Here is a 22,223-nt window from a genome sequence, read left to right on the forward strand (position 1 = left end):
AATGATTAGCGGCGGGGCGGCCCCGGGAAAGAGAATTGAGAACAACCGATTATCATAGTGATACGCCTGTTCTCTTTTTGATAATTACCCGGCAGGCTTATCCATGTCATATTATTTCAGCGGCAGGTTTTTTTAGAGATGCTTCACATAACTTACCCTCAAATAACCCTTTATTTATAGGTGGCATAGCCATTGCTTTATTCAGTCATCTTTCTTTGTGAGTGGAGACTGAATAATATGGATACAGTGCTTGTTGGCAGTGAGGTGCCCCGCGTAGACGGGCTCGCCAAGGTGACGGGTAAAGCTGTCTACGGCGATGACATCACCATGAATAATATGCTGTATGGCGTATGCCGCTACGTCGATATCCCTGCCGGGCGTATTGATTCTCTCGACCTGTCGGAGGCGGAAAAAGTCCCGGGGGTCGTGCGCATCGCCACCTGGGACGATATACCCGGCCAGCGTAAACTGGGGGCGATTGTTCCCGATCATCCGCCGATTATTGACAAGGAGATCGCCTACCGCGGCGACGTGGTAGCCGTCGTGGCGGCGGAATCCTATGAGGCGGCCTGCATTGCCGTCGATAAAATCAAAATCACCTATACCCCGTGGGAACCGATTACTTCGCCGGAAGAGGCCATGAAGCCCGGGGCGCGCCTTATCCACAGCGAACTCGATAGCAATATCATCAATCGCCACCACACGGCGAAGGGCGATATAGAAGCCGGCTTTGCCGCCTCCACCCATATCTTTGAACGTGAATATGAAGTGGGTTTTCAGGAGCATGGCTATATTGAGCCGGAGTCCATTACTGCCTATCTGGACAATAATGAACAGATCATGACCATTGAAGGGTCGATTCAGAACGCTCACCGCACCCGGGCGGTGATTGCCAAATATCTCGACCTGCCCCAGGCGAAAGTCAATATTAAGCGTTCGGTCCTCGGCGGCTCCTTCGGCGGTAAGGATGACATTATCGATAATGTCTCCTGCCGCGCGGCGCTGCTGGTGCACCTGACCGGACGGCCGGTTAAGATCTCCTATAACCGTGAACAGTCGATGCGCGAGAGCTACAAGCGCCATCCTTATAAGATGAAATACCGCATTGGCGTGGACGACGACGCGCGTATTCAGGCGATTAAAATTGACATCATCGCCGATGGCGGCAGCTACTGCGGCCAGACGGTGTTTGTCACCTGGCGCAGTTCCGTCCAGGCGGCGGGCCCCTATAATATTCCTAACGTGCGCGTCGATCTGGTGGGGGTGTATACCAACAACAACTACACCTCGGCCTACCGCGGCTACGGCGCGCCGCAGGTCATTTTCGCCAACGAATCGCTGATGGATGACGTGGCGGGCGAACTGGGCCTGTCGCCCGTCGAATTCCGCCTGCGCAATATTCTCAAGCAGGGCGATACCAGCATGGCCGGGCAGGTCTTCAGCGAACACACCGTCTCCGCGCAGGAGGTGCTGGAGAAGACGCTGCTCAAGGCTGAATATGAGGCCAAACGCGAGCACTATAAAAAACTTAACGCGGAAGGCGGCCCGATCCGCTACGGGATTGGCTTCGCGCTGAGCCATCGCGGCTGCTCTCTGGGGGCGGAGGGGCTGGATGCGTCCTCGGCCCTGATTCAGGTGAATGCCGACGCCAGCGTGAACATTTCCACTTCGGTATCCGAGAACGGGCAGGGGCTGCAGACCACCATGTCGCTGCTGGCGGCGGAAGCGTTCGGTATTGCGCTCGATCGGGTGATGTTTAGCGAACCGGCCACCGCGATGATCGCCGACGGCGGCTCAACGGTCGCTTCGCGCGGTACCCTGATGGGCGGGCAGGCGATTCTGAGCGCGGCGAACAAAATTAAACAACGCATGGCGGACGCCGTCAGGGAAACGCTAAAAGCGCAGAGCATTGACGATATTGCCTGGCAAAATGGCAACGTGTTCAACCGCCACAACCCGGAGCTGAGTCTCAGTTTCCAGCAGGTGTGCGATATGACCCGGGCTACCGGGGCAAACCTCTCCGCCTACGGCTGGCACGTGGCGCCGAATATTCACTGGGATGAAGAGAAAGGCTGCGGCAGCCCCTATTTCACCTGGGTGTACGGCTGCCAGCTGGCCGACGTGGCGGTGGATATGCGCACCGGTAAAATTACCGTCAATAACGTCGTCGCCACTCACGATGTGGGAAAAGTCATTAACCCGGTTGGCTTTAGCGGCCAGGTTTACGGCGGCGTGCTGCAGGGGATGATCGGCTACGGCATGCTGGAGGATTTCAACACCGAGCACGGCGTGGTGAAATCGGAAAACTTCGATACCTATCTGCTGCCGACCATCAAGGATATGCCGCACATCGATATCATCGCGGTGGAAAACTATGATAAAGCGGGCCCGATGGGGGCGAAGGTTATCGGCGAACCGGTGCTCGAACTGGGCGCTGCGGCCCTCAACAACGCGGTGAGCTTCGCCATCGACCGACCCAACCGGACCCTGCCGCTGACGCTTGAACAGGTTCGCCTCGGCTATAACCTTAAGAAGCCGGAACGCCAGAGCGAGCAGATGCTGGAATCGGGCGATAAGAAACAGGTTCACCGCCTCAATACCCTGTCGCTGCGCGTCCCGCAAACCCTGAAAGAGGCTCTGACGCTGATGGCCGAGAAGGGGGCCATGCCTATTGCCGGCGGTACCGATGTGCTGGTTCAGGCCCGGATGCTGTCCGGCGAAGTGCCGCTTGTTAATATTGCCGGGCTGGCGGAGCTGAAGGAGATTTTTGACGTTGAGGGTGGCGTCTCAATTGGTTCCGGCGTCTGCTTTACCGATCTGGTTAAGCATCCGTTGATTCAGCAACGCTATCCGCTACTGGTCACTGCCTGTAAAACCGTCGGCTCCCTGCAGCTGCGCAATCGGGCAACGATCGGCGGCAATATCGTCAACGCCGCCCCGTGCGCGGACTCCATGCCGCCGCTCATTATTTATGATGCGGAAGTCGAGCTGCGCAGCGCGCGCGGAACGCGCCGGATGCCGGTCAGCGAATTCGTCGTGGGCGGCTATCGCACCCTTCTTGAACCCGATGAGCTGGTGGTCCGCTTTATCCTGCCGGCGCCGACGCAGCAACCGCTGATCAATCGCTATCTGCAGCTTGGCCGGCGCAATGCGTTGAACATTACGCGCCAGAGCTTAACCGGGCAGTTCATGGTCGATAAGGGCGTGGTTCGCCTGTGCCGTCTGGTGGATGGCGCGCTGATGGCTAAACCGCAGCGGCTGACTGAGGTTGAGCAGGCGCTCACCGGTAAGACGCTAGACGCCGCCACCATCGACTATGCGGCCGGCGTGCTTCACGACAAGGTAGAAAAAGCCATCGGCGGACGCTGGTCAGCCCCCTATAAAGTCCCCGTATTTATCGATATGTTCCGGCAGATGCTGCAGGAAGTCATGACAGAGCAGAAGAAATAAGGAGCCATGAACATGAACCATATTGAGCTAAAAGTGAATGGCATCCGCATTGCCCGCGATGTTAAAGACAATGTCCGCCTGATCGATTTTCTACGTGAAGATCTCAAGTTAACCGGCACCAAAGAGGGCTGTTCGGTGGGTGAGTGCGGCGCCTGCACCGTCATTCTGGACGGAAAATCGGTCTGCTCCTGCCTGCTGCTGGCCGCCCAGTGCAACGGGGCGGAGGTCACCACCGTCGAAGCGCTGCATCACGATCCGGTCGGCAAAAAATTGCAGAATGCCTTTATTCGTCACGGCGGCGTTCAGTGCGGCTTCTGCACCCCCGGCGTATTAATGAGCGCTAAAGCGCTGCTGGATGCCAACCCGGCCCCCAGCGACGATGAGCTGAAAGAGGCGCTGGAAGGGAATATCTGCCGCTGTACGGGATATCAGCCGATCATCACCTCGATTAAAGCCGTGCTGAAATCCTGACCATCGTAAGCGCCGCCGTCACCAGTTGACGGCGGCGCTTTTTCGGCCGCAGGAGGAGGATGACAATGAGCAAAAAATTCGATAAGCAGTGCATTATGCTGGCCGCCGGGCTCTCAAGCCGCATGGGCAAGTGGAAAATGATGATGCCGTGGGGCGAAGGAACGATTCTGGATAGCGCCCTGGCCAGCGCCCTGGCGTTCTGCGATCGGGTGGTGCTGGTCACGGGGTTTCGCGGCGATGAGTTGGCCGCGTGCTATCAGGACCATCCGGGCGTTGAGGTGGTCTTTAACCCGCGATATCAGGAGGGCATGTTCTCTTCGATTCAGTGCGGGGTGAGCCATATCCGCGCTTCGCGTTTCTTTCTGGCGCTGGGCGATATGCCGGAGGTCACGCCGGGCGTGTACCGCAGGCTATGGGCCAACGCCGACGCGGAAAGCTGCCTCATTCCGGCTTACGATCGCGGTAAAGGCCACCCGGTACTTCTGCCGCAGCGGGCGATATCTTTGATTAACCACGCGGCGGAAGAGGTCACCCTGAGGGAGGTCATCGGTCAGATGGCAGTGCGCGTTATCCCGGTGGAGAATGAGGGAATTCACTGGGATGTAGACACTCCGCAGCAGTATCTTGCGGTCGCGCGCCGCTGCCGCAAGGATCTGACGGCTGTCGGATAGCGTTGATGGACGTCACCAGAAAAAATAAGCAGAGACAATATCGCCCCGGGGATTGACCGCCGGGGCGATATTTTTACCCCGCGGCGCTTTCGCGCAGGCGGGCTTTCAGCTTGCTGTATTCCTCAATGACGTACCTTTCGGCGGCTTGCCGATCGGCAATGCGCTCAACGTTAACGGCGCAGTACTTGTACTCCGGGGTTTTGGTTATCGGGCTGAGATTCTCGGTGACCAGCTCGTTGCAGGCGCCGATCCACCATTGATAGGTCATATAGACGGCCCCTTTATTCGGCCTGTCGCTGATCTTCGCCCGGGAAATCACCTTGCCTTTGCGCGAGTGAACCCACACCAGTTCTTCGTCCTCAATGCCGAGACGTTTTGCGTCGGCGGTGTTGATCTGGATGTAGCCCGGTTCGTCCGCCAGTTTGGCCAGCGCCGCGCAGTTGCCGGTCATCGAACGGCAGGAGTAGTGGCCCACTTCGCGCACCGTGGAGAGCACCAGTGGATACTCGTCGCTCAGCTTATCGATCGGCGCTTGCCATTCGCAGGTGAAGAACTGCGCCAGCCCGTTCGGGGTGGAGAAACGTTCCGCAAACAGATACGAAGTGCCCTGGTCCGCCTCCGACTCGTCGCGACACGGCCACTGCACGTAGCCCAGTTCCCCCATTTTCTCGTAGGTCGCGCCGAAGAAATTGGGGCACAGGTGGCGGAGTTCATCCCAGATCTGCTGGGTGTTGTCGTACTTCATCGGATAACCCATACGGGTGGCGATCTCACAGATGATCTGCCAGTCGGTTTTCAGATCCCACTTCGGCTCTACCGCCTTGAAAAACCGCTGGAAGCCGCGGTCCGCTGCGGTATAGACGCCTTCATGCTCGCCCCATGAGGTCGAGGGCAGAATCACATCGGCCGCCGCGGCGGTTTTGGTCATAAAGATATCCTGGACGATGACCAGCTCCATCTCTTCGAAGGCCTGACGCACGGCGGAAAGCTCGGCATCGGTCTGGAGCGGATCCTCTCCCATGATATACGCCGCCCGCACTTCGCCGTGCGCTACGCGGTGCGGCAGCTCGCTGATGCGGTAGCCAGGGTTCTCCGGCAGGCTCCCGACGCCCCAGGCTTTGGCGAACTTCTCGCGGTTCTCCGGAAATTTCACGTACTGATAGCCGGGATAGGTGTCCGGCAGCGCCCCCATGTCGCAGGCGCCCTGGACGTTATTCTGGCCGCGCACCGGATTAACGCCGACGTGCGGTTTCCCCAGATTGCCAGTGAGGATCGCCAGGCTGGTCAGGGAACGCACCGTTTCAACGCCCTGCCAGAACTGGGTCACGCCCATTCCCCACAGAATCATGGCGTTTCCGGCGGTGGCATACAGCCGCGCGCATTCGCGAATCTGCCTGGCGCTGACGCCGGTGATGGCTTCCACCGACTCCGGCGTATAGCCTTCGACGATTTTGCGATACGCTTCGAAACCTTCGGAACGCCCGGCGACAAAGGATTTATCGTAGAGATCCTCTGCAATAATCACCTGCCCGATGGCGTTGAGCAGCGCAATATTGGAACCGTTTTTCAGGGCCAGATGCAGGTCGGCAATGCGCGCGGTTTCGATTTTGCGCGGATCGCAGACGATGATTTTGGCCCCGTTGCGTTTAGCATTGAGGATGTGATTCGCCACGATCGGGTGCGAATCCGCCGGGTTATAGCCGAAAATAAACACCAGATCGGTATTATCGATCTCGGTGATGGCATTACTCATTGCGCCGTTGCCGACCGACTGGTGCAGACCTGCAACCGAAGGGCCGTGTCAGACGCGTGCGCAGCAGTCGACGTTATTGGTACCAATAACGGCGCGCGCAAATTTTTGCATGATGTAGTTGGTTTCGTTGCCGGTGGCGCGCGAAGAGCCGGTGGTCTGAATCGCGTCCGGTCCGTATTTCGCCTTGATGTCGCTGAGGCGATTTGCCACATAATCGAGCGCTTCGTCCCAGGAGACGGATTCCAGTTTGCCGCCGCGCTGGCGGCGGATCATAGGGGTTTTCAGGCGCGGCGTGAGGATCTGCGGGTCGTCAATAAAATCCCAGCCGTAGTAGCCCTTAAGGCACAGAGTGCCCTGATTGTTTTTCCCCATCGCGGCGTCGGCGCGGGTAATTTTTCCCTCCTCTACCGTGAGCTGCATTTTGCAGCCGGAGGCGCAGTAGGGGCAGACGGTCGTTACTCTCTTCATAGCAGTGGTCCTTAAACTTAGAACAGCAGGGCATAACTAAAGCGGCAACTAAGGCCCTGCGCTATTCCCTGCTGCACGACGGGTATCGCCAGCAGCAGCAGGGTGATCAAGGCAAACAGGATTCGGGTGGGCATTACTGTCCCTCCTGGGCTTCTTCAGGCTGTCTCTCCTTCTGAACTTTGCGCAGCAGGAGCCACATTCTGACGGTTCTGACGGCCATATTGCGCGCCGCTGAGCTCGGCGGGGCCGGATCGGGGACCGGCGTTTCGTGGTTAACGCGGAAAGGTACGCTGCCGTTGAGGGTGAGGTTGGCGACGATAGCCGTCAGGGTACCGATGGTGATCCCGCTGTGCAGAAACAGCTGAACCATCGGCGGAAACTGGGTAAACAGATTGGGCACCAGCACCGGCATCATGCCGAGGCCGAGGGTCAACGCCACGACCATGCCGTTATTATTGTTGCGATAGTTCACCTGCCCCAGGGTACGAATACCGGAGACGGCCACCATACCGAACATGACGATGCCTGCGCCGCCGAGGATCGGCTTTGGTATCAGCACCACCAGCGCCGCCATCCTTGAGAACACGCCCATCAGAATCAGAATGATACCGGAGACCGACACCACAAAGCGGCTGCGTACCCCGGTTAAACCGATCAGGCCGACGTTCTGCGCGAACGCGGCGTAGGGAAACAGATTAAAAAAGCCGCAGATAGTGGTCGCGATGCCGCAGGTGTTAAGGCCGTTGCGCAGCATTTTCGCGTCAACTTTTTTCCCGACGATATCCCCGGTCGCCATCATTGAGGACATGGTTTCCACCATGACCACCACCATGACCATTGATAGCAGGGCGACGGGGATAATATGAAATTCAGGTTTGGCAAACGGCATCAGGGTCGGTAGATGGAGCCAGGGTGTGGCGTGGACCAGACTAAAGTCGAGAGGCTTAAAGCAGCTCCAGAGTACGGTGCCGATAATCAGGCCGATCAGTACCGACGTATTTTTCACCACGCCGGAGGCAAAGGTGTAAATATTAAGAATAATCACCAGAGTAATCGCCGCCATCAGCAGCGAGAAGGGGGCGCCAAAGCCGCTCATCTCGCTGCTGCCGCCGCCGATCCACCCGCCAGCGACCGGCATAATAGACATGCCGATAAGCGTGACGATGCTGCCCATGACCACCTTGGGAAAGAAGCGGATGAGCTTGCTAATCCACGGGGCGCAGCAGAGGATGAAAATACCGGAGACGATCACCGCCCCGGAAATACCGCCGATCCCATACTCCTTGCCGATCAACACCATCGGGATCAGCGCGGCGAAGGTACAACCCTGGATTAGCGGCAGCCGACAGCCGAGCCACTTACCGACCCCCAGCGACTGTACGATGGTGGCCGCGCCGCAGATAAACAGGTCGGCGCTAATCAGTAAAATAATGTGCTCCGGCGGGAGCCCTACCGCATTACCCACAACGAGCGGAACCGCCACGGCGCCCGCATACATCACCAGCACGTGCTGTAGTCCATAAAGAATCATTTGCGTAACGGGTAAAACCTCATCAACCGGTGCGGTTGAATGACCGTTGCGTGAGGCGGAATTGGCGATATCTTTCATGAAGTTGTTATCTCCTGTACGACTTCACTCCGTATAAACGTGAACGGAGCCGAAGTTACGATTCGAAGGCCGCTGCCTCCCTGAGCTGATGCGTTCACCAGCGTGTTGCGCGCACGTTGAGTGATATGCGTAAGATGTGCCAAAAATAAATATCCGGAGAATCGAAGGGGAATTGTGTGAAATAACTCACGGGAAAAAGGGCGGAATATCTCTCTGAGGGCCATATCTTTAAATAAGACACGTTGGCAAAAAATGTGCGCTATCACATTGAGATAGGGATAATCTCATTTTGGTATTACGCACGATACGTTGAATTATCAACATGATTAAATCCAGAACGCAGCGAATAATCTTCCCTCAGGGCGCGTGGATAATTATCTCGCCGTTACGCTGAGGGGCACTTTTTTTTGAGGCTGCTCGCAAAAATGAACAGCATATGAATACCCTGAAAAAAATCGCCTGATTATTGCATCGCTTCCCGGTGAGTCCTGGAATAATAAAGGGAAGCAAATGAATAAATTTATTGTTGCCGATTCTGCAAACTGTATTGGCTGCCACGCCTGTGAAGTGGCCTGCGTCACCTCTCATCGCCAGGACAGCTGGCCCCAGCAGCGCAGAGACTTTCTGCCGCGTATTCGGGTGTTCTTCCACCGCAACGCCAGCAGTGCGACAACCTGCCGCCACTGCAACGACGCTCCGTGCGTCGGCGCTTGCCCGACCCAGGCGCTGATCGTAGCCAACGACAGCGTTCAGTTTACAGAGGCGCTGTGCATCGGCTGTAAAAACTGCGTCATCGCCTGTCCCTTTGGGGCGATTGAGATGGTGGCCAACGATGACGACGCGCCGCAGCTGGCGCAGAAATGCGATCTTTGCCGTCAGCATCCTTCCGGTCAGCAGGCATGCGTGGCCAGCTGTCCAACCCAGGCGCTGCGTCTGATGGATGAAGCCGCGATTAACCAGCTGCGTACCGCGCGGCAGATCCGCTCCGCGCTGGAAACCCCGCTGGAAGCCGTTCGCGGCGTAAGACGTCGGGCGATACTCAATAAACCTCCGCGCGTTGGCGCGAAAAAAGTGCCCGCCGATGACCGCATGCAGCACTTCCGGGAAATTTATCAGCCGCTGAGCGAGTGCGATGCGGAGTACGAGAGCGAACGCTGTCTCTACTGCGCGCAGAAGGCATGGTGCAACTGGACCTGTCCTTTACATAATCATATTCCCGATTTCATTCGCCTGGTGAACGAGGGCAAGATTATCGAGGCGGCGGAGTTATGCCATCAGAGCAGCTCCCTGCCGGAGATTTGCGGCCGGGTCTGTCCACAGGACAGGCTGTGCGAAGGGGCCTGCACGCTCAAGAACGAAGGCGGCTCGGTCGCCATTGGCAACCTTGAGCGCTATATCACCGATACCGCGCTGGCGATGGGCTGGCGGCCGACAATCGGCAAAGTGGCCCCGCGACCGGAGCGGGTGGCGGTGATCGGCGCCGGGCCTGCCGGTCTGGGCTGCGCCGATATTCTCGTGCGCGCGGGCGTGCACGTTGACGTTTTTGACCGTCATCCGGAGATCGGCGGTCTGCTGACCTTCGGTATCCCGCCGTTCAAGCTGGATAAAAAGGTGCTTGAGATGCGCCGCGACATTTTTAGCGCCATGGGCGTCAATTTTCATCTCAATCAGGAGGTGGGTCGCGACGTGGCTTTTGCCGATCTGCTGAAAAACTATGACGCCGTCTTCCTCGGCGTGGGCACCTACGGTCTGATGGCCGCCGGTCTGGAGGGAGAGAACGCCCCCGGCGTGATTCAGGCCCTGCCGTTCCTGATTGCCAGCACCCGCGAGGTGATGGGGCTTGAAGAGAGCGCCGAGTATCCGCTGACCGACATCAAGGGGAAACGCGTGGTGGTGCTTGGCGGGGGAGATACGGCGATGGACTGTCTGCGCACCGCTGTTCGCCGCGGCGCAGCGAGCGTGACCTGCGCTTACCGTCGCGATGAACTGAGTATGCCCGGATCGAAAAAAGAGGTGGTGAACGCGCGGGAAGAGGGCGTGAAATTTGAGTTTAACGTGCAGCCGCAGCGCATTCAGCTCAACCGTAAGGGGCAGGTCTGCGCGGTGGAGATGATCCGCACGAAGATGGGCGAGCCGGGGCCGGACGGCCGCCGCCGGCCGCAGCCGATCCCGGATTCCGGGTTTGAACTTCAAGCCGATGTGCTCATTATGGCGTTTGGCTTTCAGGCTCACGAGATGCCGTGGCTACGCGGCCACGGCATTAAGCTGGACCGCTGGGGGCAGATAGTCACCGGTGGAAAAGGGCGCGGAACGACGCAAACCAGCCATGACAAAATCTTTGCCGGCGGTGACGCCGTGACCGGGGCGGACCTGGTGGTTACCGCCATGGTCGCCGGGCGGCAGGCGGCCAGCGAGATGTTGACGCAATTCAGGGCCCGGGAGGAGATATGACCAGTTTTATCGTTGCCAGTTCGCAGGCCTGCATCGGCTGCAGGACCTGTGAGGTTGCCTGTGCGCTGGAACATGTGGCGCCGGGGGCGGAGTTCCATCCCCGCCTGAAGGTGATGCGCCTCGACGATCTTAGCGTGCCGGTGATGTGTCATCAGTGCGAGAATGCGCCCTGCGTGGGCGCCTGCCCGACCGGGGCGCTGAGTATGGGGGCGGAGAAAGTTGAAGCCGACGGCGGACGCTGCATTGGTTGTCAGAGCTGCGTTGTCGCCTGCCCGTTTGGGGCGATTACCATCGAGGTGGAGGCCGGTCTGACGCCGGTTATCGTCAAGTGCGACCTTTGCGGTACCCGCGAGCGCGGCCCCGCCTGCGTTGATGTCTGCCCGACGGCGGCGCTGAGTATCATGACCGAAGAGCAGCTCAGAGCGCTGCAAAAGCAGCGCAATATCGCTACTGCCGCGCTGCTGTCGCTATAAACGTTGCGCCCGGCGGCGCGTAAGCTGCCGGGTCATTTCACGCGCGCTGTCTGCAAAAAAAACCGGCTTGTCAGGCCGGTTTAGCATTTTTGCACGGGCTATGCGGGGAGCGCATCCATTCGCGCCCACATTTTTTTCGCCACTTTCTGCGCTTCGCGGAATATCGGCTCGCAGTCGAAGCTGAACTGGCGATCCTCGTAGATCATCACGCCGTTCACCATCACGCTGCGCACGCTGTTTGCTCCCAGGCCGAAGGCGATATGTCCGGCGATATTTTCCGCGATCAGCGGCGTCGGCGCCATATAGTCGCAAATGGTGAGGTCCGCTTTATAGCCCGCCTCAAGGCGGCCAAAGTGGGCGTTGAAGTTGCGATTCAACAGTTCATTACCGTTACTCAGCGCCTTCGCGAAGCTGTCCGGCCACAGCGGCCCGTCGGCGTCGCGGTGTTTAAAGAAGGCAAACTTCAGCTCCTCGAACATATCGGAACCAATGCCGTCGGTGCCGAGCGCCAGATTACGGATCTGCGGCAGGCGGTAGTTGTAGCCGACGTGATTGTTCATATTGGAGCGCGCGTTATGCACCAGGAAACCGTCCTGCGCATTGAGCAGCTCCACGTCGGCATCGGAGATATACAGACCGTGAGCAATCAGCGTCTTACTGTTGATAAGGTCGAACTCCGCCAGCCGCACCAGCAGGTCCTTGCCGTAAAGGTGATGGCTGTGAGAAACATCGTAGCGGTCTTCCGCCGCGTGGATATGCAGGCCGCGGCCGGTGGCTTTTAGCGCTTCGCGCAGCATCGCCAGGCCTTCATCAGGCACGGTGAACGGCGCATGGGCGCCGATATGGGCCTCCACCAGATAAGGTTGCTCTCCTTTTTCGCGGGCGGCGTCGATCTCTCTGGCAAAGCGAATGTTCTCCTCAACGCTGTCGCGCAGCTCGCGGCTGCCAAAGTTGCGGTCGGTCGTTTCGAAGCAGGTCATCCCGCGCAGCCCGATTTTGAGAAAAGCGTTGCGCAGCTGGCTCAGGGAGCCAGCGATATAGTGGGGCGACGCATGATGATCGATAACCGCCGTGCAGCCGCTACGCACGGCCTCCATGGCGCAGATCAGCCCGCTGTAGAAAAGCGACTCTTCGTCCAGCGCCCGGTCAAGGCGCCACCACAGGTTTTTCAGCGTGGAGATAAAGTCCGGGCTGGGCGCGATATTAGCCTGAATCCCCCGGGACAGGCCGGAATAAAAGTGATTGTGCGAGCAGACCATGCCGGGCATTACCAGTTGCCCGCCCATCTCTTTCACCTGCGCCTGCGGATAGCGCTGGCACAGGCCGGGGCCGACGGCGAGAATTTTATCATCCTCAATGGCAATATCGACGTTCTCCCACACTTTCGCCGGATAGATCTGCGCGGCGGTGGCATTTTTCAGGATCAGGATACTCATACTTCAACGCCTCCCAGGAGATAGCTTTGATGCTGATGAATATGGCTTATGATGCGGCACATGGCGTCTAGCTGGGCCGGTACCTCGTTAAACTGGCCGCGGTCGTTAATTTCCAGCTGCCACGTCTGGTCGTTCTGACGCACTTTGACGCTGGCGCCCTTGACGAAGAAGCCCGGATTGGTGCTGTTGACAAAATCCTGCTCGAGGCTGAATACGGTGATTTTGTCTTTATACGGTTTCCCCTGCCACGGGCAGAACTGAGCGCAGTTGCCGCATTCGTTGCAATAAGCGTCCAGGTGCAGGGTCTGGAAACGATTCTGGAACCCCGGGACGGCCACGGAAATATTGGCGCGGTTTGGACAGACGTCGACGCACTTGCTGCACACGTAGTTGCACTCCAGGCAGCGGCTGGCTTCCTGCTCGACAAAAGCCTCGCGCTGGTTTTTATCCACCAGCGTGACGGCGATAGCGCCTTTACGCTGATACACCTTCGCCGGATCGACATTGTTCCAGACTTTATTCCCGTAGCTGCTGGCGATATTCTCCCGCGCCAGGATCACGTCCGTGGCCCGCCGCGCGTTGCCGATAGCGGAGACGATAGAAGAGGGGCCGCGCTGAACGTCGCCAATCAGAAAGACGTTCGGCTTGCTGGTCTCGCCATCGGCGTTGACCACCGGCCAGCCCTGCGGGTCGAGCGGGATCCCCATTGCCGACAGCGCTTCGCCGTCCTGCTGCTCGCCGATGGCGGTAATCAGGGAGTCGACTTTCAGCGTGCGAAGCTCATCGGTTTCTACCGGACGGCGGCGGCCTTTCTCATCCGGCTCGCCCAGCTTCATCACGCGTACGACGAGCGTTCCGTCGGCGTTAAACTGTTCCGGGTTGCATAGCCACTCGAAGTCAACGCCGTCGAGCAGCGCCTCATCGTACTCTTCGCGCCAGGCGGGCATCTCTTGCTGAGAACGGCGATAGACGATGGTTGCGCTCTGCACGCCCGGCACGCGTAGCGCCGCGCGGGCGCAGTCCATCGCGGTATTGCCGGCGCCGACCACGGCCACGCGTTTGCCCAGATCCAGTCGGTCGCCGCGGTTGAACTGGCGCAGGAACTGCAGCGACTTATGCACGTTCTGGTTATCGCCGCGCAGCTTCACGCCGCTGTTTTTATCGGTACCGGTGCCGACCAGCACATAACGAAAACCTTCCGCCTGCAGCTTTTCTACGCTCAGATGCGGGTCGCAGCCGTACTCAATTTTGACGCCGTGGGCGACGACAAAATCGATATCGTGCTGGATAAGCTCGCCGGGAATGCGGAACTGCGGAATGATATTCTGCACCACGCCCCCGGCGTTGGCTTCGCGTTCAAAAACCGTGACCGGATGCCCGGCGCGGGCGAGAAAGTATCCGGCGGCGAGACCCGCAGGGCCTGCGCCGATCACCGCTACCGGGTGCAGGGAGCCGGAGCCCGCGGGTTTGTGCCAGCGGCTGCGGTACTCGTCCCAGCCTTTCTCCAGCGCCACTTTTTTCAGCTCACGAATGTTGAGCGCGCTGTCGTAATCCAGGCGCGTACAGTTGTACTGGCACTGGTGGTCGCAGATATGGCCGGTAATGGCCGGCAACGCGTTACGCTGATAGATTAGCTCCAGCGCGTCGGCGTAGCGATGCTCGCCCAGCAGGCGAATATATTCCGGAATATCCTGCTTAATGGCGCAGGCCGTTACGCAGGGGGCGACGTAGCAGTCAAGCAGCGGCAGAGGCTCGCCGGTATCAATGCGCTCTTCCGGCTTCCACTGTTTCTGGGTGTAGTCCATGCTCACCGCTTTTTCCGCCAGCGCGTTGAGGCGCTCGACGTCGATCTGCGTCATGTTCCAGCCGTCGGCTTTTTCCAGCTCGCGCATGCACTCGCTCAGGCGCAGATATCCTCCCGGCTTCAGCAGGTCGGTGGCCATGGTGATAGGGCGAATGCCGGTTTCGAAAATTTCGCGAATATTCAGCTGGCTGGCGCCGCCGGAATAGGAGATCGGCAGCTTGCCGTCAAACGCCCGCGAGAGCAGGGCGGCCACGTTGATAGATAGCGGGAACAGGGCGCGGCCGGACATATACATTTCATCTCCCGGCAGCGCCCCCTTGTTATTGACGGTGCCGAGGGTGTTGGTCAGCTTGACGCCAAAGCCAAGGCTGCGCTCTTTCGCCAGCGCCATCAGGCGCGTCAGCATCTCCAGTGCCCGGTCGATCTTAAGGTCGTGGTCAAATGACTCTTCGCTAAGGCCGATATAGCCGAAGCCGCAGGCGTCGAGGATCTGGCGTACGCGTGGATAGCCGAGCAGGGTCGGATTGAGCTTCACAAAGGTGTTGAGGTTTTTCTCCGTCAGCATATAGCGGCAGATGGCTTCGATCTCATCCGGCGGACAGCCGTGCATCGTCGAGAGGGTCACCCCTTCCACCAGCCTGGCGGGCACGCGCTGGGCAAGGTTATCGAGCGCGTCTTTGCGCGCGCATGTTGGTAGGCGATCGATAAAGGTTCTATTTTGCAGCCAGCGGTTCAGGGTGTCGCGGTACTGGGCGAATTTAGGATGGGCGGAGGCGTCCATCATATTGTCGATAAATTCCTGCATTGGCGGCTGTTTAATACCGTCAAGGTTGTAGCCAACGCTCATATTGAAAATAAACGACTTGCTCTCTTTATGGGTGCCCAGCGGAAAGACCTGCTCGAGCAGATGCAGCGTGAACCAGGCTTTCAGGTATTCATCCCAGGCTTTCTTGAGGGTAAATTCGGTGGACCATTCGGTGTTAAAGCACTCATCTTCGGCATCGATACAGGGTTTTTCCAGCTCCAGCCGGTCAAGGATCTGTACGGTTTTCAGCTCGATAAACCGCCCGCCGGTGAGCCATGCGGTAATGATGTTTTGCGCCAGCTGGGTATGCGGCCCGGCTGCCGGGCCGAGCGGCGTCGCACAGCTTTCGCCGAATACGCCGATCGACCTCTGCGCCTGCGGCGTGTAAAACTGTTGCTCGGGAATGCCAAAAATAGTCCGCTGACTCTGATACTCGTCGAAAATGCGCGTTAAAAGCTCCTCAAACGGCACGGGACGCATTATATCTCCCATAACCCTCTCCTTAGATATCATTGTAAGATCGACATTGCCGGTGGTAATAATCCCGACGGATAACGAAAGAGGAGCAACAATCACACCAGTTATTCAAACCGCGGCGGCGAAATAATTAATTTGTGAACCAGGTCGAAACTCGACGATGCCGGGCGAATAATTCCATAACGGGTAAATGAGAACTCAAATCAATACGCTTTATCATTCGGCGAGATTTCTCAAAATCAGATCCGGAATATCAGAATGATAATTTATGTCGGCTATTCGGCGGTGATTTCAGCAGGCGGCTTATTTTTGCTGCGGTAACAGAGGAAATAATCGATGAGATACCCTCGTTGCAGCGTCAATAGGGCTAACGAAATGACCTGGCTCACAATTTACGATGAAAAATAGCGGCTAAGTATAAATATTGCATAGTTGCTACGGGTCGCTGCGACGCTATTTCAACGCCGGGTAGACTCTCAAACTGAGAACCCGGGGAAATATCGCAGATAATCAAATAGAGCCGTAAACATCGCCTTTGAGGTTGGTATGAATATTTTTGCAGAAGCTGCACGACTTGAGGAGCAGAACCGTCCCTTTGCCCTGGCGCAGATTGTCGAAAGCCGGGGCTCTACCCCCCGACACTCCGCTCAGATGCTCATCCGGGAGGACGGCTCGATTGTGGGCACCATTGGCGGCGGGATGGTGGAGCGTAAAGTCATCGATGAGGCGCTGGAGGCGCTGAGCGAGCGGGAGTCGCGAATGTTCCACGGCCGCATGGCGCGCACCGGTAGCGACGCCGTGGGCTCCGACTGCGGCGGCGCGATGTCGGTTTATATCAGCGTTCACGGCCTGCGCCCGCGCCTGCTGTTGGTCGGCGCCGGGCACGTCAATCGTGCGGTTGCCCACGCCGCGGCGCTGGTGGATTTTGACATCTGCGTGGGCGATATCTATCCCGCCAGCCTTTGCCCGGAGGCTTTTCCGCTTTCGGCGAGGCTGGTCCATGGCTCCAGCTTTACGGAAGTGGTCGAGGCGATGGCGGTGCGGCCGCAGGATTTCGTACTGATCGCCACCAACAACCAGGATCGCGAGGCGCTGGACAGGCTGATAACCCAGCCGGTAGCCTGGCTTGGGCTGCTGGCCAGCCGACGGAAAGTGCAGGCTTTTTTACGCCAGATGCGGGAGAACGGCGTGCCGGAGGCGGATATCAGCCGCCTGCGGGCGCCGATTGGTTATGACATCGGCGCCGAGACGCCAAACGAGATTGCTATCAGCGTACTGGCGGAAATCCTGCAGGTGAAAAACGGCGCGCCTGGGGGGCTTATGGATCAGGTGCGGCAATCTTGTCAGCCGGATTGTCTGGCTGAGGCGGTGGCAATCTGAAGAGCAGGGGAGAGTTGCCGGGAGGTTCCCGGCAACCCGTAGCGTACAGCTTATTGGCTTATGATGGTGCCCGTTTTTCCTTCTATCCCCTCTTTGGCTTTGCTTAGCATCGTGATCAGCGCTTTGCGCCCCGGGCCTGAGCGGGCGAAGGCGGCGGCGGCTTCCACTTTTGGCAGCATAGAGCCTTTGGCAAAGTGTCCCTCTTCGATAAAACGTTCGGCATCGCGCAGGGAGAGGTTATCCAGCCACTGCTCGTCAGGTTTACCGAAGTTGATCGCCACCTTCTCCACGGCGGTGAGGATGATCAGCAGATCGGCGTCGATCATCTCCGCCAGCTTCGCGCTGGCCCAGTCCTTGTCGATGACCGCGCTGGCGCCGCGCAAATGATTACCTTCGCGTATGACCGGAATGCCGCCGCCGCCGACGGTGATCACCACGTGGCAGTCATCCATCAGCGCTTTTACCGTTTGTTTCTCGATAATATCGACCGGCTTTGGCGACGCGACGACGCGACGGTAGCCGCGCCCGGCATCCTCTTTCATGATATAGCCGTTTTGGCTCAGCTTTTCAGCCTCTTCTTTGCTGAAGAATGAGCCGATGGGCTTGGTCGGATTAAGAAAAGCCTCATCGTTAGCGTCCACTTCCACCTGGGTTATCAGGGTGGCCACCGGAATGTCCAGCTGGCGCGTGAGCAGTTCTTCACGAATCGCGTTCTGCAGGTCGTAGCCGATGTAGCCCTGGCTGAGAGCCACGCAGACCGACATCGGTAGCATCGGCGTGTGGGCCTCGGTTTTTGCCGCGGCCTCGAAGGCCTGATTAATCATGCCCACCTGCGGGCCGTTGCCGTGAGTGACCACCACCTGGTGGCCAAGGGAGATAAGATCGACGATCGTCCGGGCGGTGTGCTGTACGGCCCGCATCTGTCCGGCGAGATCGTCGCCCAGCGCATTCCCGCCGAGAGCGAGAACAATTTTTTTACTCATAGCTTCCTCTCATTACGTTTCTGTTCCGCTGACGGCCTGGTGAGCGGTGGAAAAAGGTTGTCGGCGTAAAAAGCGGCCCTGTCCGGCGATGCCGGTAAAGGTGCCGTTATCAAAGATCACTCTGCCGTGGGAGAGCGTCTGGCGAATCGCGCCCTGGCAGATAAAGCCTTCATAGGGTGAATAGTCTGCGTTGTCGTGCAGCATGGCATGGCGGATGGTGGTCGTACGCTGTGGATCGATGATAACCACGTCGCCATCGGCGCCGGGCGCCAGCAGACCCTTCTGCGGCCACAGACCAAACAGCTTCGCCGGATTGGCGCTGGTGAGCGCCACAAAGCGCTCGGGGGTGATGCGCCCGGTCATCACGCCGTGCGAGAACAGCAGCAGCAGCCGGTTTTCCACCCCAGGCAGGCCGTTCGGGCAGCGGCTAAAGTCGCCGCCGGAGATCTGCCTGCGCTGCTGCGCAGAGAACGCGCAGTGGTCGGTGGCGACCGTGTCAATATCCCCATCATGGATGCCGCGCCATAGCGCATCGTTATTACTGGCGTTGCGCAGAGGAGGGCTGAGCAGGTAGTTAAGCGCATCTTCACGTTCATAGCAGCGCTCGTCGAGCAGCAGATACTGCGGGCAGGTCTCTACCCACACCGGCTGGTGGCGTCTTCTGGCAAGACGTAGATACTCCAGGCCCAGGGCGTTGGAAAGATGAACAATATAGAGCGGCGCGTTTCCCGCCAGCCTGGCGAGGTTGATCGTTCGGGCGATGGCTTCCGCCTCGCACTCCAGCGGGCGGCTCAGGGCGTGATAGCGCGGCGCGGTTTTACCGGCGTTGATAAATTCCGCCCGGCGCTGGGCGATGGCGGCATCGTTTTCCGGATGGACCGTCGTCAGCGCGCCGGCGCGCTGCAGGTGGCGCATTGCCTGCAGCAACTCGTCATCGTTAAGTTTGTACTGGTAGGTCAGATAGAGCTTAAAGCTGCTGATGCCGCTATCCACCATCATCGGGATCTCGTCGAGAATGCCGTGGTTAACGTGCTGGATAACGCCGTGAAAACTGTAGTCGATAACGGCTTTATAGGCGGCGTAGCCGCGATAGACTTCGAACTGGTGGCGCAGGTGGCAGCCGACGGGTCCAAAGCCCATATGATCAACAATGGTGGTGGTGCCGCCGCAGGCCGCGGCCCGGGTTCCGGTAAAAAAATCATCGCAGCTGCGGGCGAGCCCCACGTCAATATTGAAATGAGTATGAACGTCGACGCCGCCGGGCATCACGTAACAGCCCTCGGCGTCAATCACTTCGCAGGGTTGTTCTGCCTCAATAGAATCGGCAAGGCGCTTGACGAGGCCATCTTCAATGAGCAGGTCCTGCTTTACCTGTCCGTCGGCGTTGACGACGAGGCCATTTTTAATCAGTACGCGCATAGAAACCTCAACATACCGCCGCAGAGCGCGGCGGCAGACAGGACGAACAATTACTCCGTAGCCAGCCAGCTCAGCGGGATGGCGGCATACATTGCGGCGCAGGTCACCAGATGCGATTTCCAGGTTTTCTCATTTGGCGCGTGCGCTTCCGGCTCTTTCCCTGGCCCAAAACCGATAACCGGAATGCCGTGGCGGCCCATAATTGACACGCCGTTGGTGGAGAAGGTCCATTTATCCACCACCGGAGCTTTGCCGAACAGACCTTCGTAGGCGTTACTCAGGGCGCGGACGGTGAAGTGGTTCTCTTCCACTTTCCAGGTCGGGAAGTAGCATTCGGTCGGGTAGACCAGCCCGGTCCAGGAGGGGCGTTCGTAGTTGTACATTGAGACCACCGCGGCGGCTTTTTTCACCGCCGGCAGCGCGCGGATCTCTTCCAGCGCGCCTTCCCAGGTTTCGCCCCAGGTCAGACGGCGGTCAATGGAGACGGCGCAGCTATCCGCCACCGCGCAGCGGCTCGGCGAGGTGAAGAAAATCTCTGACACCGTCAGGGTGCCTTTGCCGAGGAACTCGTCGTAGCCCAGCTTCTGCGAAAGTTGTTCCAGCTCGGTGAGAATGGGGGCCATTTTGAAGATGGCGTTATCGCCGCGCTCCGGAGCGGAGCCGTGGCAGCTGACGCCCTGAACTTCCACGCGGATCTCCATACGCCCGCGCTGGCCGCGGTAAATCTGGCAGTCGGTGGGTTCGGTGCTGACGACAAATTCAGGACGAATGCCGGACTGTTCAATAATGTACTGCCAGCACAGGCCGTCGCAATCCTCCTCCTGAACGGTACCGGTCACCAGCAGGGTATACTCATCTTCCAGACCCAGATCTTTAATAATTTTACCGGCATAAACCATGGAGGCCATTCCGCCCTCCTGGTCAGACGCGCCGCGTCCGCCGATCAGCTCATCGGTCTCCATACCTTCGTACGGGTCGAAGTTCCAGTTTTTGATGTTGCCAATGCCGACGGTATCAATGTGCGCGTCCATGGCGACCAGACGCGGGCCGTGGCCGATGTAGCCCAGTACGTTGCCCATCGGATCGATTTCAACTTTGTCGAACCCGACTTTCTCCATCTCCTCTTTGATGCGGCGCACCACGCGCTTCTCATCACTGCTTTCGCTGGGGATGGCGATCATATCGCGCAGGAAGCGGGTCATCTCTTTTTCATACTGCTTTGATTTTTCCAGGATCGCGTTGAACGGAATTTGCTTAGCCATAAGGATGTTCTCCAGTTCTGAATACAGGTTTCCCGCCGGGCGGGAGGAATTTGATAAGTCGGCTACTGCGCGGCCGGATGTTTGCCTTCCCAGACGACTTCGCGATAGTGCTTAACGTCGGTGTCGCCCTCGGTGCTAATCACCAGCACCACGGAATCGCTATCCAGCTTGAGCTTGTGCATCAGCGCTTCGCGCTGCGGATGGAAATGAATCGCCGCCAGCAGGCCGAGACCGACGGCGCCGGATTCGCCGGAGATGATGCGAGGATCCTGGCCCGTCGGGTTTCCCAGCACCCGCATGCCGAGGGCGGCGACGGCGTCCTGACAGGAGACAAACTGCGTGGCGCAGTTGCGCAGCACTTCCCAGCCCAGCGGGTTAGGCTCACCGCAGGCGAGGCCGGCCATAATGGTGGCCATATCGCCGCTGACGTTAACGATCTGGCCCTTCAGGGCAGAACGGTAGAGACAGTCGGCCAGCTCCGGTTCGACGATAATGGAATGGAGATGCTTCGCGCCGTAGACATCGGCCAGGTAGCCCAGCACGCCGCCCGCCATCGCCCCCACGCCGCCCTGCAGGAGCACGTGCGTCGGACGGGCGATACCCATCGAGGAGAGCTGTTCTACCGCTTCATCAGCGAGGGTGGCGTAGCCCTGCATAATCCAGGTCGGAATTTTTGTGTAGCCTTCCCAGGCGGTGTCCTGCACCACCTCCCAGCCGTTTTTCTGCGCGGTCTGCATGGTAAAGCGGACGGTGTCGTCGTAGTTCATGTCGGTGACGATACACTCGGCGCCGAGGCGCAGAATGGCATCAACCCGCTCCTGTGCGGAACCTTTAGGCATATAGATAACGGCGTTCTGGCCTAACTGGCGGGCCGCCCACGCCACTCCGCGGCCGTGGTTGCCATCGGTGGTGGTGGCGAACGTCATCTTCTCTTTAATGCTGGATTTGAGCGTCTCGAAGGAGAGATCGTTGATATCTAAATGGTATTTTTCACAGAGCTGCCTGGCAATAGCGTAAGAGCCACCGAGCATTTTGAAGGCATTGAGGCCAAAGCGTCGTGACTCGTCTTTGACGAGGATTTTTTGCACGCCAAACAGGGCGGAAAGCTCGTTCAGCGCCACCAGCGGCGTAGGCTTATAGCCGGTAATTTTTTGATGAAAGCGGCGAGCCTGCTGCGCCTGCTGGCGTGAAAACAGCGGCGAAGTCTCCCCGTTGAAAAAACGGTTTTCGGCAATATCCATTTTCAGTGAGAAAGCAGACATACTCGATCCTTATCCTTTTATGGGCGAAGTCATGAGGCTGGCCCGCAGG

At 58.5% G+C, this 22,223-nt stretch carries 13 protein-coding genes and 1 pseudogene; 6 read left to right on the forward strand and 8 right to left on the reverse strand.

The window, feature by feature from the left end; genetic code table 11:
• The first annotated feature begins 237 nt into the window (after positions 1-237).
• The 3 genes from ABLV75_RS24745 (at position 238) to ABLV75_RS24755 (ending at position 4,592) form a co-directional block, all read left to right on the forward strand.
• On the forward strand, positions 238-3,450 hold the full coding sequence (locus ABLV75_RS24745; protein ID WP_047721044.1) for a molybdopterin cofactor-binding domain-containing protein: 3,213 nt from the start codon (positions 238-240) through the stop codon (positions 3,448-3,450).
• 12 nt (positions 3,451-3,462) lie between these two features.
• On the forward strand, positions 3,463-3,921 hold the full coding sequence (locus ABLV75_RS24750) for a (2Fe-2S)-binding protein (protein ID WP_004103181.1): 459 nt from the start codon (positions 3,463-3,465) through the stop codon (positions 3,919-3,921).
• Positions 3,922-3,986: 65 nt separating this feature from the next.
• Entirely contained in the window at positions 3,987-4,592 is a 606-nt protein-coding gene (locus ABLV75_RS24755) for an NTP transferase domain-containing protein (protein ID WP_004103180.1), read from the forward strand.
• Positions 4,593-4,665: 73 nt separating this feature from the next.
• Here the strand turns inward: ABLV75_RS24755 and fdhF are convergent, their stop codons facing one another.
• Together fdhF and ABLV75_RS24765 are read right to left on the reverse strand one after the other, a co-directional pair.
• Positions 4,666-6,813, reverse strand: a complete 2,148-nt coding sequence (fdhF, locus tag ABLV75_RS24760; RefSeq protein ID WP_077252900.1) for a formate dehydrogenase subunit alpha — start codon at positions 6,811-6,813, stop codon at positions 4,666-4,668.
• A 133-nt stretch (positions 6,814-6,946) separates the two neighbouring features.
• Positions 6,947-8,422: a nucleobase:cation symporter-2 family protein gene (locus ABLV75_RS24765; protein ID WP_004103176.1), complete on the reverse strand. Its 1,476-nt coding sequence runs from the start codon at positions 8,420-8,422 to the stop codon at positions 6,947-6,949.
• A 510-nt stretch (positions 8,423-8,932) separates the two neighbouring features.
• On the opposite strand from ABLV75_RS24765, the gene ygfT reads away from it, so the two are divergent.
• Entirely contained in the window at positions 8,933-10,873 is a 1,941-nt protein-coding gene (gene ygfT, locus ABLV75_RS24770) for a formate-dependent uric acid utilization protein YgfT (RefSeq protein ID WP_348855200.1), read from the forward strand.
• Complete coding sequence (locus ABLV75_RS24775; RefSeq protein ID WP_004103174.1) at positions 10,870-11,346, forward strand: 4Fe-4S dicluster domain-containing protein; 477 nt, start codon at positions 10,870-10,872, stop codon at positions 11,344-11,346. The genes ygfT and ABLV75_RS24775 overlap by 4 nt, the downstream gene beginning before the upstream one ends.
• Positions 11,347-11,444: 98 nt before the next feature.
• On the opposite strand, the gene ssnA is transcribed toward ABLV75_RS24775, so the two are convergent.
• Together ssnA and ygfK are read right to left on the reverse strand one after the other, a co-directional pair.
• A complete protein-coding gene (ssnA, locus tag ABLV75_RS24780) occupies positions 11,445-12,776 on the reverse strand; it encodes a putative aminohydrolase SsnA (RefSeq protein ID WP_175438969.1) in 1,332 nt (443 codons plus the stop codon).
• A gap of 2 nt (positions 12,777-12,778) precedes the next feature.
• Positions 12,779-15,883, reverse strand: a complete 3,105-nt coding sequence (gene ygfK / locus ABLV75_RS24785) for a putative selenate reductase subunit YgfK (RefSeq protein ID WP_004103172.1) — start codon at positions 15,881-15,883, stop codon at positions 12,779-12,781.
• A 531-nt stretch (positions 15,884-16,414) separates the two neighbouring features.
• Here ygfK and ABLV75_RS24790 point away from each other — a divergent pair.
• Positions 16,415-17,191 (forward strand): annotated as a pseudogene (locus ABLV75_RS24790) (XdhC family protein); the annotation flags it as partial.
• A gap of 107 nt (positions 17,192-17,298) precedes the next feature.
• Here the strand turns inward: ABLV75_RS24790 and arcC are convergent.
• The 4 genes from arcC to dpaL all read right to left on the reverse strand — a co-directional run bounded on the left by arcC (position 17,299) and on the right by dpaL (position 22,174).
• Positions 17,299-18,231, reverse strand: coding sequence for a carbamate kinase (arcC, locus tag ABLV75_RS24795; RefSeq protein WP_004103169.1), 933 nt, complete (start codon positions 18,229-18,231; stop codon positions 17,299-17,301).
• A gap of 12 nt (positions 18,232-18,243) precedes the next feature.
• A complete protein-coding gene (hydA, locus tag ABLV75_RS24800; protein WP_004103167.1) occupies positions 18,244-19,650 on the reverse strand; it encodes a dihydropyrimidinase in 1,407 nt (468 codons plus the stop codon).
• A gap of 50 nt (positions 19,651-19,700) precedes the next feature.
• The gene (locus ABLV75_RS24805) at positions 19,701-20,912 is read right to left on the reverse strand and encodes a YgeY family selenium metabolism-linked hydrolase (protein WP_004103166.1); all 1,212 of its coding nucleotides are present in this window, start codon (positions 20,910-20,912) and stop codon (positions 19,701-19,703) included.
• A gap of 62 nt (positions 20,913-20,974) precedes the next feature.
• Positions 20,975-22,174: a diaminopropionate ammonia-lyase gene (gene dpaL / locus ABLV75_RS24810; RefSeq protein WP_004103165.1), complete on the reverse strand. Its 1,200-nt coding sequence runs from the start codon at positions 22,172-22,174 to the stop codon at positions 20,975-20,977.
• Positions 22,175-22,223: the final 49 nt, after the last annotated feature.

This window comes from Klebsiella sp. CN_Kp066 (genome assembly GCF_040065135.1).
In the GTDB taxonomy this organism is placed as follows: Bacteria; Pseudomonadota; Gammaproteobacteria; order Enterobacterales; family Enterobacteriaceae; genus Klebsiella; species Klebsiella oxytoca.